Annotated in this window: 11 protein-coding genes; 3 read left to right on the plus strand and 8 right to left on the minus strand. The window is 71.6% G+C overall.

From position 1 onward, the window contains the following. Positions 1–179 precede the first annotated feature (179 nt). Complete coding sequence (locus MWM45_RS10415) at positions 180–407, plus strand: DUF3072 domain-containing protein (RefSeq protein WP_247826384.1); 228 nt, start codon at positions 180–182, stop codon at positions 405–407. Between the two features lie 89 nt (positions 408–496). On the opposite strand, the gene ribA is transcribed toward MWM45_RS10415, so the two are convergent. Further along, positions 497–1,885 (minus strand): GTP cyclohydrolase II, encoded by a 1,389-nt coding sequence (gene ribA, locus MWM45_RS10420; RefSeq protein ID WP_247826385.1) that lies wholly within the window; start codon positions 1,883–1,885, stop codon positions 497–499. Positions 1,886–1,958: 73 nt separating this feature from the next. After that, positions 1,959–2,897: a LysR family transcriptional regulator gene (locus MWM45_RS10425; RefSeq protein ID WP_247826386.1), complete on the minus strand. Its 939-nt coding sequence runs from the start codon at positions 2,895–2,897 to the stop codon at positions 1,959–1,961. A gap of 144 nt (positions 2,898–3,041) precedes the next feature. Between MWM45_RS10425 and MWM45_RS10430 the strand changes: the two genes are divergently transcribed. Then, the gene (locus tag MWM45_RS10430) at positions 3,042–6,578 is read left to right on the plus strand and encodes a bifunctional proline dehydrogenase/L-glutamate gamma-semialdehyde dehydrogenase (protein ID WP_247826387.1); all 3,537 of its coding nucleotides are present in this window, start codon (positions 3,042–3,044) and stop codon (positions 6,576–6,578) included. A gap of 49 nt (positions 6,579–6,627) precedes the next feature. Here the strand turns inward: MWM45_RS10430 and MWM45_RS10435 are convergent, their stop codons facing one another. Further along, on the minus strand, positions 6,628–7,323 hold the full coding sequence (locus MWM45_RS10435) for an NADPH-dependent F420 reductase (RefSeq protein WP_247826388.1): 696 nt from the start codon (positions 7,321–7,323) through the stop codon (positions 6,628–6,630). Between the two features lie 144 nt (positions 7,324–7,467). Continuing rightward, on the minus strand, positions 7,468–8,577 hold the full coding sequence (locus MWM45_RS10440; RefSeq protein ID WP_247826389.1) for a glycosyltransferase: 1,110 nt from the start codon (positions 8,575–8,577) through the stop codon (positions 7,468–7,470). A gap of 117 nt (positions 8,578–8,694) precedes the next feature. Between MWM45_RS10440 and MWM45_RS10445 the strand changes: the two genes are divergently transcribed. Then, positions 8,695–9,762: a YeiH family protein gene (locus tag MWM45_RS10445; protein WP_247826390.1), complete on the plus strand. Its 1,068-nt coding sequence runs from the start codon at positions 8,695–8,697 to the stop codon at positions 9,760–9,762. A gap of 22 nt (positions 9,763–9,784) precedes the next feature. Here the strand turns inward: MWM45_RS10445 and MWM45_RS10450 are convergent, their stop codons facing one another. The 4 genes from MWM45_RS10450 to murA are packed head-to-tail and all read right to left on the minus strand — an operon-like array spanning position 9,785 to position 14,133. Continuing rightward, positions 9,785–10,936, minus strand: coding sequence for a D-alanine--D-alanine ligase family protein (locus tag MWM45_RS10450; protein WP_247829204.1), 1,152 nt, complete (start codon positions 10,934–10,936; stop codon positions 9,785–9,787). A gap of 5 nt (positions 10,937–10,941) precedes the next feature. Then, positions 10,942–11,985 carry an NAD(P)H-dependent glycerol-3-phosphate dehydrogenase gene (locus MWM45_RS10455; protein WP_247826391.1) on the minus strand — a complete coding sequence of 348 codons (1,044 nt, stop codon included), beginning with the start codon at positions 11,983–11,985 and terminating at the stop codon, positions 10,942–10,944. Further along, positions 11,982–12,770: a lysophospholipid acyltransferase family protein gene (locus MWM45_RS10460; RefSeq protein WP_247826392.1), complete on the minus strand. Its 789-nt coding sequence runs from the start codon at positions 12,768–12,770 to the stop codon at positions 11,982–11,984. The genes MWM45_RS10455 and MWM45_RS10460 overlap by 4 nt, the downstream gene beginning before the upstream one ends. Before the next feature lie 13 nt (positions 12,771–12,783). Continuing rightward, positions 12,784–14,133, minus strand: a complete 1,350-nt coding sequence (murA, locus tag MWM45_RS10465) for a UDP-N-acetylglucosamine 1-carboxyvinyltransferase (protein ID WP_247826393.1) — start codon at positions 14,131–14,133, stop codon at positions 12,784–12,786. Between the last annotated feature and the right edge of the window lie 18 nt (positions 14,134–14,151).

Genomic DNA, 14,151 nt, shown 5'->3' on the forward strand with positions numbered 1-14,151 from the left:
GTCCTTGCCCCCTAACCGTAAGCACCCTTACTAATTGATAGGAAGTGGAGATCCTGTCCGGTCGCTTCTTGCGCGGGGAATACCGCGCTCCCCAGGTATCACGGCCCGCACTCCCCGAAGGTGTCAGAGACAGTAAGTACACTGATGGCTCACGCTGTTCACGACGAAGAGGAACTCACATGGCAGACACACTGGGAAGCCCGACATCCGAGCCCGAGGGCGGCTTCGAGCGCGATCCCTCCGACTGGGTCACCGGCGACGAGCCGATGACGGCGGCACAGCGGAGCTACCTCGACACGCTGGCGCGCGAAGCCGGCGAGGAGATCCCTGCCGACATCAACAAGGCCGAGGCCTCCGAGCACATCGACCGGCTGCAGGGCAAGAGCAAGAGGGTCAGCGACTCCTGATCTGCCCTGATCCCACTCTCCGCGCCGGTTCAACGGAAATGGTCGACCATTCCGACCGGCCCGGGGAGTGGGATCAGCCGTGCGCCGGCCTACCGCGCGCCGGCGAAGTTGAACTCCGTGCAGATGTCCTGGCCGAAGACGAACCGCCGCACGGGCGCGGTACGCGCCTCGGCGAGGGCGTCGGAGCCGCTGAAGCGGATGCCGGGGACGCCGTCACCCACGAGCACCGGCGCCGTGGTGAGGTACAGGCGGTCCAGCAGCCCGGCTTCGAGGAAGCGGGACACGGTGTTGCCGCCGCCCTCGATGAGGACCCTTTCCAGCCCCCTCCCCTGCAGGAGCTCGAGGATCCGCTGCGGTGCGAAGTCCTCCGCACCCAACCGCACCACCTCCACCGAGGACGGCAGGCCGTCCGGGACCGTCGCGTCGGCGCCGATGATCCAGAGCGTGGGCACGCCGTCGTCGGCCAGGACCCGCGCCCCCGCGTCCACTTTCGCCGACGCATCCAGCACCACCCGCACCGGGCTGGTGCCGGGCACGTCGCGCACGGCCAGCGAGCAGTCCTCCGCGAGGACGGTGGACGCCCCGACGACGACGGCGTCGACGAGCGCACGGAGCCGCTGCAGGTGCCCGTGGTCGCCGCGGTCCTCGTGGAGGCCGGCGTCACCGGAGCGTGAGGCGATGAAGCCGTCGAGGCTCTGCCGCAGCTGTCCGACGACGAGCGTCCCGGACGCCCCTGCGAGGTAGCCGTACCGGTGGGTCAGTTCCTCCGCCTCGCCCGGCGCGGGAGCCGGGGGGACGGCGCCGTCGAGCAGGGACATCCAGGCGTCGGCGGGCGGCGGGGTGTCGTGCCGCATGCGGGCGCGCTTCGTCGCGAGGTAGCCGGCGTTCTCCGACCGCTCGGAGACGGCGAGGCCGCGGCGCTCGACGACGTCGATCCCGAGGTCCTCCAGCGCTTCCTCCTTGGCGGGGTTGCCGGAGAGCAGGCGGACCGCCCGGATGCCGAGGTCCTGGAGGATCTCCGCCGCCTGGTCGTAGCGGCGGGCGTCCACGGGCAGTCCCAGTTCGGTGTTCGCGTCCACGGTGTCCACGCCCTGATCCTGCAGGGCGTACGCCTTGAGCTTGGCGAGGAGTCCGATCCCGCGGCCCTCGTGCCCGCGGACGTAGACCAGCACGCCGCGTCCTTCCCCGGCGATGGCGGCGAGCGCGGCATCGAGCTGTTCCCCGCAGTCGCAGCGCCAGGAGCCGAAGGCGTCCCCGGTGAGGCATTCGCTGTGGACACGGACCAGGGGCGGTGCCTCGACCGGGCCGTGCGCGCCGTCGTCGATCCCCTGCGCGAGCGCCACGTGCTCCGTGCCCGCGCCGTCCCGGTAGCCGATCATGCGGAAGGTCCCGTGCCGGGTGGGCAGCACGGTCTCGACGACCCGCTCGACGGTGGCCGGGACGGGTGCTGAGGCGTGGTGCGTGGACTGCAGGGACATGGAACAACCTTAGGAGCGGAGCGTGGTGACGCGAAAAGCAGGTCTGCCGGTGTCAACGGGCGGCAGTGGGGATTTATTGCGGTTCCAGCTGGTGCTCCTCCTGCCGGGAGGGACGCAGGACATCCGCGGCGGCTCGACCGAGGACCTCGCGCACGGCGAGGACGGCGGGCCGGCGTGCGCCGGCGCGGCGCGCCGAGGTGAAGATGGAGCGCCGCGGGTCCTCGGCGAGGTCGAGCAGCCGCACGGGCACGTTCCTGCCCGTCCAGACCAGCTCGGGCATGAGCGCGACGGCGTTGCCTGATTCGATGAGCCGGATCTGCGCCTGCAGGTCCGCCGTCTCGTAGCGCACGTCGGGCTCGAAGCCGGCCCGCCGGCACGCCTGCTCGGCCCAGTGCCGCGACGCCGCCCCGCGGGGTTCCATGACCCACGCCGCGCCGGCCGCCTCCGCCACTGAGGCGATCCCGGCATAGGGGTGGCCCGCCAGGGGGACGGCGAGCTGGATGGCGTCGTGGGTCAGCGCCACGTGGTCGAGTTCGGGGTGGCGCGGTGCGGCGTGCCCCGGGTACTGCTCCGCGATCACGAGGTCGAAGTCCCTGGCGAAGGTCTCGTAGAGGGCGGTCTCCGGCTCGCGCTGCACCATCTCCACGCGGACGTCCGGGTAGTCGAGGGTCATGGCCGTCAGGGCGTCCGGCATCAGTGCGAGCGCGGCAGACTGGAAGACCGCGACGCGCACCGTCCCGGACACCGTGGTCAGCGAGGCGGCGAGATCCGCCTCGGCCCGCTCGAGGGTCTCCAGCAGTTCCTCGGTGTGCGCGACGAGGACCTCGGCCTGGGGCGTGAGCACCACGCGGCGCCCGGTCTTCCGCAGCAGCTGGACGCCCACCTCCTTCTCGAGCTGGGCGAGCTGCTGCGACACGGAGGACGGGCTGTAGCTCAGGGCGGCGGCGACATTCGCGAGGGTCCCCCGGATCTTCAGTTCACGGAGCAGGCGGAGCCTGCGCAGGTCGAGCATCGACGCTCCACTTCTTCGGTTTCACCGATGGATACCGTTCGGTATTCATCGCTTTTCCTAATGGTACGGTGCGTCCGATACTGGGGTGGAAGTAGCTGCTTCATCCTGTGCCCGGCGCCAGCCGTCCAACCGAAAGCCGTTGCCATGACAACCCAGATCCCGCCCCGCGAGGGCACCGCCACCACCCCGGCGTCCCCGGACCCGTCGATCGCCTCCCACCCGAGCGCCGACGTCGAGCCCGACTCCTTCTCCGCCGGCCCCGGTGGCACCACGGACATCCCGGCCGCGCTGCCGGACGAGGCGATCGCCCTGGTGCGGCGGTGGCTGACCGAGGCGTCGAAGGTTCCCGTCGACGCGTCGGCCAAGCAGCTCGCCGGCGTCCTCAAGGACCCGGACGGGCTGGCGTTCACGGTCGGCTTCGTGGACGGCGTGATCCGCCCGGAGGACCTCGCCGTCGCGGCCCGGAACCTCGGCGCCATCGCGCCGAAGGTCCCCGCCTTCCTCCCCTGGTACATGCGCTCCGCCGTGAAGGTCGGGGCCGCCGTCGCCCCCGTCCTCCCGCAGGTCGTCATCCCGATCGCCCGCCGCGTGCTGCGCGAGATGGTGGGGCACCTCATCATCGACGCCTCCGACGCCCGACTGGGCCGCTCGATCGGGAAGATCAGGCGCGAGGGCATCCACCTGAACATCAACCTGCTCGGCGAGGCCGTCCTCGGCGACCACGAGGCCGAGCGCCGCCTGGCCGGGACGGTGCGCCTCCTCGAGCGGCCCGACGTCGACTACGTCTCCATCAAGGTCTCCTCGACGGTCGCCCCGCACCCCGCCTGGGCCTTCGACGAGGCGGTCCGGCACGTCGCGGAGAAGCTCGCCCCCCTGTACACGCTCGCGGCGCAGGCCGGGACGCCCAAGTTCATCAACCTGGACATGGAGGAGTACAAGGACCTCGACCTGACGCTCGCCGTGTTCATGGACATCCTCGACCGGCCCGAGTTCACGCACCTCGAGGCGGGGATCGTCCTGCAGGCGTACCTCCCCGACGCCCTGGCCGCGATGATGCGGCTGCAGGAGTGGGCCGAGGCCCGGCGGGCCCGGGGCGGCGCCGGCATCAAGGTCCGCGTGGTCAAGGGCGCCAACCTCCCCATGGAGCAGGTGGAGGCGTCGCTCCACGACTGGCCGTTGGCCACGTGGGGCTCGAAGCAGGACTCGGACACGCACTACAAGCGCGTGCTGAACTACGCTCTGCAGCCGGGCCGCATCGATAACGTGCGGATCGGCGTGGCGGGCCACAACCTCTTCGACCTCGCCTTCGCCTGGCTGCTCGCCGGCGAGCGCGGCGTCCGCCACGGCATCGAGTTCGAGATGCTCCTGGGCATGGCGCAGGGGCAGGCCGAGGCCGTGAAGCGCGACGTCGGCTCGCTGCTCCTCTACACGCCCGTGGTGCACCCGGGCGAGTTCGACGTCGCCATCGCCTACCTCATCCGCCGCCTGGAGGAGGGCGCGAGCCAGGACAACTTCATGTCCGCGGTGTTCGAGCTCACGGAGAACGAGTCCCTCTTCGAGCGGGAGAAGAACCGCTTCCTCGCCTCCCTCGAGGAGCTCGACACGGCCATCCCGGCGCCGAACCGGCGGCAGGACCGCGGCGTCCCCGCCCCGGCCCACCCAGGGACCGGGTTCACCAACACCCCCGACACCGACCCCTCGCTGCCGGCGAACCGCGCCTGGGGCCGCGCGATCCTCGACCGGGTGGCCGCCTCCGACCTGGGCAAGGACGTCGTCGCCGCGACCACCCTGACCCGCGCCGACGAGCTCGAGGACACCATCGCGGGCGCCGTCGCCGCGTCGGCGTCCTGGGGTTCGCTGACCGGCGCCGAGCGCGCCGCGGTGCTGCACCGGGCCGGCGATGCACTTCAGGCGCGCCGGGCCGACCTCATGGAGGTCATGGCCGCCGAGACCGGCAAGACGCTCGACCAGGCCGATCCGGAGATCTCCGAGGCCGTGGACTTCGCCCACTACTACGCCGAGCGCGCCCGCGAGCTCGACGACGTCGACGGCGCGTCCTTCTCCCCCGTCCGGCTCACCGTCGTGACGCCGCCGTGGAATTTCCCCGTCGCGATCCCCGCGGGCTCCACCCTCGCGGCCCTCGCCGCCGGGTCCACCGTGATCATCAAGCCCGCCCCGCAGGCGCGGCGCTCCGGCTCGGTCATGGTGGAGGCCCTGTGGGCCGCGGGCGTACCGCGCGAGGTCCTGCACCTCGCGCACCTCGACGAGGGAGACCTCGGACGGCAGCTCCTCGCCGATCCCCGCGTGGACCGCGTGATCCTCACCGGCGGCTACGAGACCGCCGAGCTGTTCCGCTCCTTCCGGCCGGACCTGCCGCTGCTCGCCGAGACCTCCGGCAAGAACGCCATCATCGTCACCCCCAGCGCGGATCTCGACCTCGCCGCGAAGGACGTGGCGCAGTCCGCCTTCGGCCACGCCGGCCAGAAGTGCTCCGCGGCCTCGCTGGTCATCCTCGTGGGCAGCGCGGCCACGTCGCAGCGCTTCCGCAACCAGCTGGTCGACGCCGTCGCGTCCCTGACCGTCGGCTACCCCGACGACCCGAGCACGCAGATGGGCCCCGTCATCGAGCCCGCGGCGGGCAAGCTCCTGGAGGGGCTGACGACCCTCGGCGGGGGCGAGTCCTGGGTCATCGAGCCGCGGCAGCTCGACGACTCGGGCCGCCTGTGGAGCCCCGGCGTCCGCACGGGCGTGCGGCGTGGGTCCACGTACCACCTCACGGAGTACTTCGGCCCGATCCTCGGCATCATGACCGCGGCCACGCTCGAGGAGGCCATCGCGCTGCAGAACGACATCGACTACGGCCTCACCTCCGGCATCCACTCCCTCGACCGCCGGGAGATCGCCACCTGGATGGACGGTGTGCAGGCCGGCAACCTCTACGTCAACCGGGGCATCACCGGGGCGATCGTCCAGCGCCAGCCCTTCGGCGGCTGGAAGAAGTCCGCCGTCGGCGCGGGCACCAAGGCGGGCGGCCCCAACTACCTCGTGGGCCTCGGCTCCTGGACCCCGCAGCAGTCGCGTGCACAGGACGGCCCGTTGCCCGCCGTCGAGCCCCTCCTGACGGCCGCCCGCGCGGCCGGTCTGCCCGAGGCCGACGTCTCCCGCCTCGACCGCGCCGCGGCGTCCGACGCGGCGGCATGGACGAGCGAGTTCGGCCGCGTGAAGGACGTCTCGGGTCTTGCGGCGGAGCGGAACCTGTTCCGCTACCTCGCGCACCCCGTGACGGTCCGCCTCGCCGAGGATGCACCGGTCGCCGACCTGGTCCGCGTGCTGCTGGCGGCCCGTGCCGCCGGCGCTCCGGTCACCGTGTCGAGCGCCGTCGAACTCCCCGTCGCCCTCCGGTCCGTGGTCCTGGCGCAGGCGGAGAGCGTCACCCTCGAGGACGACGACGCCTGGCTGGCCAGGGCGTCGTCGCTCACGGTCCGCCGCGTGCGGCTGATCGGCGGCGGGGCCTCGGCCCTCGCGGAGGCGACCGGCGGGCGCCCCGACCTCGCGGTGTACGCGCAGCCCGTCACCGAGGCGGGGCGGATCGAACTGCTGCCGTTCCTGCAGGAGCAGGCGATCAGCATCACGGCCCACCGGTTCGGGACCCCGAACGCGCTGACGGACGCGACCCTCTAGCTCGTCCCTCGAGAGGGCAGGAATGACCACTGAACGGGGACAGGCCCGGTCATGTCCGCCCTTTCGACTTTGACACGGCTCCAGTCGCCGGGACTGACCGGACCACCGCAATGTTGAACACCGGCGTGCCGATCGCTCCCCAGATCCGCAGCCACAGCGGCATCAGCGCTTCCGTGGCGCGCGCGGTGTCGAGGGCGCCGAGGTCGAGGATGTCCTCGGCGGGCCAGCCGAAGCCGGTGAGCAGGCCCGTCACGAGAGCCTTGGCGTCGGCGGCGTCACCGCTGACGAAGACGGTGTGGTGTCCCTCGAGCAGCCCCGGGTCCACCATCACCGCGGCCGTCATCGTGTTCAGCGCCTTGACCACCCTGGCGCGCGGGAGGGCCCGCTGGATCTGCTCCGCCAGGCTGTCACCGGCGGTTCCGCTGACGCTGGGCGGCATCCCGGCCGAGAAGTCCAGGGTGTTCGCCACATCGAGCAGCACGACACCGTCCAGATCCTCCGGAGCCAGTTCTCGGACCACGCCGAGCGATACCAGGCCCGGCGTCGCGTTGACGACCAACTCGGCGCCCCGGATCGCGTCGGCGTAGGACTCGATGCGGACCGCGCCGTGGGTGCCCGTCCCCCAGTGCCGGCCGTTCGGTGTGTCGTATGTCCGGGACCCGATCGCGACGTCGTGGCCCTGCCGCACGAGGGCAGCCCCGAGGGTCCGGCCGACGATCCCGCTTCCCAGAATGCCGATCTGCATCCCGAGACCGTGACAGGTACGGGAACCGGTGTCAACGCCGTCGGTCGCGGAGCCAACCCTGCCCTGACGCGCCGGACCTGGACTCCCCGGGCCTCTCGTCCCCGCAACCGGGTGCGAGCGGCCTGGTCGGCGGCGGCACCTGAATCAGGCAGCGGCCTGCCGTGCGGCATCCTCGAGCAACTGCGCTCCCCGGCGTGCCCCCTCGGCGGCCCGGAGGCGCTCTCCGATGGCCGCGGCGGCAGCACCGTAGCTCTCCGTGGCGAGGATGGTCATGAGGGCGTCGGCGATCTGCGCGCCGGAGGACTTGCGGCTCAGCGTCAGCCCGGCGCCCGCCTCCTGCACGACCTTCCCGATCATGGGCTGATCGAGCATGGGATGCATCGGCAGGATGAGCATCGGCAGACCGTGGGCGAGGGCCCGCATCGTCGTCGCGTGGCCGCCGTGTCCTACCACCGCGGAGCAGTGGGGCATCAGTTCGGTGTGGGGGACGTACCGGTGGACCGCGACGTTCGGCGGGGCGGTCAGCCGGTCGGGATCGATGGCGGGCCCCGTCGTCACCGTCGCGTCGACGGGCAGGTCCGCGACGGCGTCGAGGATTCGCTGCAGCACCGCGGGCTGACCCGCAAACGCGGTGGTGCTGAGACTCACCAGGACGTGGGGGTGCTCCGGCCGCACCGCCGGCCCCGCCACGTCCAGTGCGGCTCCGGCCCAGACCACCCTGCCGGCGTCGTCGTCCGCGGCCGGATCGAGGGCAGGGTCCGCGCAGACCAGCACCAGCTCGGCGCCCCTGGTCACCTGCCGTGGGCCCACCCCCTTCAGCCGTGCCATCACGGAGATGGGGTTGCGCCGGAACGGGCCGTCGAGGAAGGCGTAGAAGCTGTGGACCAGCGAGACGTAGGCCAGCCCTTCCCTGTCCGCGGCGCCGAGGGCACCGAGCAGCAGGCAGTCGATCACCAGCAGATCCGGTGGGTCGCGGCGGGCTTCGGAGATCAGGTCGCGGGCTATCCCGGGATCGGTGAACACCGACAGCATCATGGCGATGTCGCGGAGCGTCGGCCGCTCGACCGTCGGCGTCATCGGCCGGGCCGAGCGGTACGGGATGAACGCCGCGCCCGTGGTTTCGATCGTGGAGGCCTGGGCCGGATGCCCCATGAACCGCACGGAGTGCCCCTGGCGCATCAGCTCACGGCCGATCAGCAGGGCCGGAGGAACATTGCCGCCGGCGTCGAGTGTGGCAAAGAGGAAGGTGGACATGACGTCCCTCCGGGGAACTCGCCGAACCATGCTGGGGGACGAGAATACTGCTCGCTCCCCCGTGGAACAATGACCGGAAGTACCCTCTTCCCCTGCCCGAAGTCCGAAAGCAGCCCCATGCCGTCACCGCCTGCCCGCCCCACCCTCCTGCGGGCGCGGACCCGGTCACTGGCGCCCGGGCTGACGGTGGTCGCCGCCGGGGTCGCCGTCGCCGTCTGGATGGGATCGCTGCAGTCCGTGCTCGGACCCCTGGTGATCGCGCTGGTGCTCGGCGTCCTGCTCGCCAACTCGCCCCTGTACGCCCCGTCCCTCCGCCCGGGCGTGACGACGGGGACGAAGAAGCTCCTGCGGGCCGGCGTCGTGCTGCTGGGCCTCCAGCTCGCGCTGCCCGACATCGTGGCGCTCGGCCTCCCGGTCCTCGGCCTGATCGTGGCGTGCGTGGCGCTGAGCTACGTGCTCACACTGCAGCTGGGCCTGCGGCTCGGACTCACCCGCGCCGGCGCCACGCTCATGGCCGCGGGCTTCTCGATCTGCGGGGCGTCCGCCATCGCGGGACTCCAGGGCGTCGTGAGGGCCGACGACGACGAGACCGCCGGCGCGGTCGCGATGGTCACCCTCTACGGGTCGCTCATGATCGTGGTCCTCCCCGTGCTCGGCGGCCTGCTCGGGCTGAGCGAGGACCGGTTCGGGATGTGGGCCGGCCTGGCCGTCCACGAGGTGGCGCAGGTCGTGGCCGTCGCGGGCACCGCCGGTGCCACGGCGCTCGCCGTCGCGACGGTGGTCAAGCTCGGCCGGGTGCTGATGCTGGCGCCGGTCGCCGCGTTGGCATCCCTCGGCGAACGACGGCGCGCTGCCGTCCTGGCCGGAGCGGATCGGCGCGGACGGAGCGCCGCCGGCTCCCCGGGCGTCCCGGTGTCCGGTGCCCGTCCTCCCGTGGTGCCGCTCTTCGTGCTCGGCTTCCTCGTCATGGTGGCCGTCCGCTCGCTCGGCATCCTGCCGGACCAGGTGCTCGCGCTGGGCCGCACCGTCACGACCGTCCTGCTGGCAGCCGGGATGTTCGGGCTCGGCGCGGGGATCGACGTCCGCCGCCTGCTGCGCACGGGCGGCCGCTTCGCCGCCGTCGGTGCGCTCTCGACCGTGCTGCTGGCGGGAGGCTCACTCCTCGGAGTGCTCCTGCTGCCCTGACCGCCGCGTCAGTGGCGGAGACTCAGCGCAGGCCGGTGCCCCGCTCGAGGGCCAGCCCGATCAGTTCGTCGATCAGCTCGGTGTACCCGAGACCGGACTTCGCCCACATCTGCGGGTACATGCTGATGGGCGTGAAGCCGGGCATCGTGTTGATCTCGTTGATCACCAGGCGCCCCTCCGCCGTGTAGAAGAAGTCCACGCGGGAGAGCCCCTCCCCGCCGATCGCGTCGAACGCGTCGGCGGCCAGGAGCCGCACGCGGTCGATGACGTCCGCCGGGAGGTCCGCGGGGCACGTCAGCTCGGCGGCGGCACCGTCCACGTACTTCGCCTCGAAGTCGTACCAGGCGTGGTCGCCCGGCTGCATCGCGATCTCACCGGGCAGCGAGGTGCGCGGGGCGTCGAGCCCGCGCCCCTGCAGGACCGCCACCTCGATCTCGCGCCCGTCGATCCCTGCTTCGACGATGACCTTCGGGTCGAACACGCGGGCGGCCTCGATCGCTGCCCGGATGCCGTCGACGTCGTCCACCCGGGTGATCCCCATGGACGAGCCGGCACGTGCCGGCTTCACGAACAGCGGGAACCCGAGTGCCGCGGCGCGCCGCACGGCGGCGTCGGCGTCGGTGCGCCACTGGCGGTCGGTGACCACGTGGTACGGGCCGACGTCGAGCCCGGCGGCCTCGAACACCACCTTCATGTAGTGCTTGTCCATGCCGACGGCGGAGGCCAGCACGCCCGCGCCCACGTAGCGCATGTCCGCCATCTCCAGCATGCCCTGCAGGGTGCCGTCCTCGCCGAACGGACCGTGCAGGAGCGGCAGCACGACGTCGACGCCGCCGAGGCTTTGCGGCACGGACCCGGGGGCCGCGATGAGCAGCTCCTGGCCGGTGCCGCCGTCGACCGCGGAGCCCATGACCACGGCGTGCTCGGTCGCCGTCACCTCGGGCAGCACATCGGAGCGCAGGGACCACGCGGACGGATCCGCGGAGACCAGGGACCACTGCCCGGAGCGCGTGATGCCCACGGGCACGACGTCGTAGCGGGTGCGGTCGATCGCCTCGAGGACGCCGGCGGCGGTCACGCAGCTGACGGCGTGCTCACTCGAGCGGCCCCCGAACAGGACGAGGACGCGGGGCTTGCCGGAGCGGGCCGGGGTCCCGGTGGGCGCGGTGGTCAGGGTGGTCACGGGGTGTGATCGCCTTCCGGCTTGAGGTTGCGGGCCAGCAGGCGCGGCCCGAGGTCGTTGACGGAGAGTCGCCCCTGGAGGACGGCGACCACACTCTCGGTGATGGGCATGTCCACACCGTGCTGGTCGGCGGAGTCCAGGACGGCCTGGGCGGACTTGATGCCCTCGGCGGTCTGGTTCATCCGTGCCGTCACCTCGTCGAGGGTCAGCCCCTGCCCCAGCAGCCGGCCGGCGGTGTGGTTCCGCGACAGCGCCGACGAGCACGTGGCGATGAGGTCCCCCATCCCGGCGAGTCCGGCCATCGTCTCGCGGCGTCCCCCGAGGGCGACGGCCAGGCGGGTGGTCTCGGCGAGCCCGCGCGTGATGACGGAGGCCTTGGTGTTGTCCCCCATGCGGCGGCCCTCGCAGATGCCGACGGCGAGGGCGATCACGTTCTTGACGATGCCGCCGATCTCCACGCCGATCACGTCCGTGGCGGTGTAGGGGCGGAAGTAGGACGCCGTGCAGGCCTCGGCGATCCAGGCGGCGGTGTCGTGGTCCACGCAGGCGACGACGGACGCCGTCGGCTCCTCCCGGGCGATCTCCATGGCCAGGTTCGGCCCCGACAGCACCGCGATCCGGTCCTCGGGCAGCGCGAGTTCCTCGGCGATCACCTCGCTCATGCGGGCGTCGGTGCCGACCTCGAGGCCCTTCATGAGGGAGACGACGACGGCGTGGGACGCGATGAGGGGACGCCACGCCGGGAGCTGGGCGCGCAGGGACTGGGCGGGCACGGCGAGGATCACGAGGTCGCTGCCGGCGAGGACCTCCCCGACGTCGGCCGACGCCGTGATGTTCGCCGGGAGCACGGTGTCCCCGAGGTAGCGCGAGTTGCGGTGGTCGGTGGTGATCTCGGCGGCCACCTCGGGCCGGCGGGACCAGAGCATGACCGGGGTCTCCGGGGACGCATCGGCAACCACCTTCGCGAAGGTGGTCCCCCAGCTGCCGGAGCCGAGGACGGCGATCTTCGCGGGGCGTGTTCCGCGCGGCTCGGCCGTCATGTCGCTCCTCCTGATACCGGTCCGTCGTCGTCGTCGTTCTCCTGGCGACCCTCGAAGTCGCGGCCGGTCAGCTTCTGGTGCTGCTGCGCCGGGTCCCAGCGCTCGGCGGGCGGCTGCTCGCCCCGCAGCTCCGCGAGGAGCTCGGTGACGGCGTCGAGGATGCGTTCCGTCGCCGCATCGAGGGTCGTGCGGGTCAGCGGGAGGTCCCGGAACTCGGAGAGGTCCACGGGGTCGCCCACGAGGACACGGGAGCGCTTCCGGGGGACCAGGTGGAACCGCTTCGCGTAGCGGGGAAAGACCTCCTGGGCCCCCCAGTGCGCAATCGGCACCACGGGCGCACCGGTCTGGAGGGCCAGACGGGCGGCCCCGGTCCGGCCCTTCATCGGCCACATGTCCGGGTCGCGCGTGAGCGTGCCCTCGGGATAGATGATGATCGCCCCATTATCCGAGAGCGCCTCGCGGGCGGCTTCCAGGGAGCGGTTCGCCCCCGCGGAGCTTCGCTCGACCGGCACCTGCTTGGTGGTGCGCAGGATGTATCCCACCACGGGCACCTTGAACAATGACGCCTTCGCCATGAAGTGGGGCATGACGCCCTGGTTGTAGAGGAAATGCGAGATGACCACGGGGTCGATCTCCGTGACGTGGTTGGGGCAGACGATCATGCCCGTACCGTGCGGCAGCTTCTCCTGCCCCCGCCATTCCTTGGCCATCAGAGCGTTCATGACCGGCCTCACCCACAGGCCGAGGAACGTGAACATGGCACGTGAGCCCCGTGACTCCCCCATCCTGCCGGGCCGCCTATGCGAGTGCCACGGCGACAGCCGGGGCGTCCTCCGTGACATCGAAGTCCGCGCCGAGGCCCTCGAGCTTGTCCTGGAAGCGCTCGTAGCCGCGGTTGATGAGCTCGATCCCGGTGACGCGGGACACGCCGTCGGCGGCGAGGGCCGCGATGAGGTGGCTGAACCCTCCGCGCAGGTCCGGGATGTCGATGTCGGTGCCACCCAGCTGCGTGGGCCCCGAGATCACGGCGGAGTGCAGGAAGTTCCGCTGCCCGAACCGGCAGGGGACGCTGCCGAGGCACTCACGGTGCACCTGGATGCTGGCGCCCATGCGCAGCAGTGCCTCGGTGAACCCGAAGCGGTTCTCGTACACCGTCTCGTGGACGATCGAGACGCCGGTGGCCTGCGTGAGCGCCACGACGAGGGGCTGCTGCCAATCCGTCATGAAGCCGGGGTGCACGTCCGTCTCGAGCACGAGCGGCTTCAGGGGACCACCCGGGTGGTAGAAGCGGATGCCGTCGTCGTCGACGTCGAAGGCTCCGCCGACCTTGCGGTACGTGTTGAGGAAGGCCGTGAGGTCGAGCTGGCGCGCGCCCTCCACGTAGATGTCACCCTCGGTGACGAGGGCGGCGGACGCCCACGACGCCGTCTCGTTGCGGTCCGAGATGGCCTTGTGGTTGTAGCCCGTCAGCTCCCTGACGCCTTCGATGCGGATCACACGGTCCGTCTGCACCGTGATGATCGCGCCCATCTTCTGCAGGACGGCGATGAGGTCCATGATCTCGGGCTCGACGGCGGCACCGGAGAGCTCGGTGATGCCCTCGGCGCGGACCGCGGTCAGGAGCACCTGCTCGGTGGCCCCGACGCTCGGGTACGGCAGCGTGAGCTTGGCGCCGTGCAGGCCCTTGGGCGCGGAGATGGAGATGCCACCCGGTCGCTTGTCGACGACGGCGCCGAAGTTGCGGAGGACCTCCATGTGGTAGTCGATCGGCCGGTCGCCGATCTTGCAGCCACCGAGGTCGGGGATGAAGGCCTCGCCGATGCTGTGCATCAGGGGTCCGCAGAAGAGGATGGGGATGCGCGAGTCCCCGGCGTGCGCGTCGATGTCCTTGGACATCGCTATCTTCGCATCGCTCGGGTCCATCGTGAGGTCACCGGTAATGGGGTCCTTCGTCACCCTGACGCCGTGCAGTTGCAGCAGGCTGGTGACGACCTCGACGTCCTTGATCTCGGGGACGTTGCGGAGGACGGACGGCGAGTTGCCCAGCAGCGATGCGACCATCGCCTTCGGTACCAGATTCTTCGCCCCGCGGACGAGGACCTTGCCCCTCAACGGAATGCCGCCTCGGATGGTCAGAACGCTACCCATGAATACCTGTTTCCCTCA

This window comes from Arthrobacter antioxidans (assembly GCF_023100725.1).
GTDB lineage: Bacteria > Actinomycetota > Actinomycetes > Actinomycetales > Micrococcaceae > Arthrobacter_D > Arthrobacter_D antioxidans.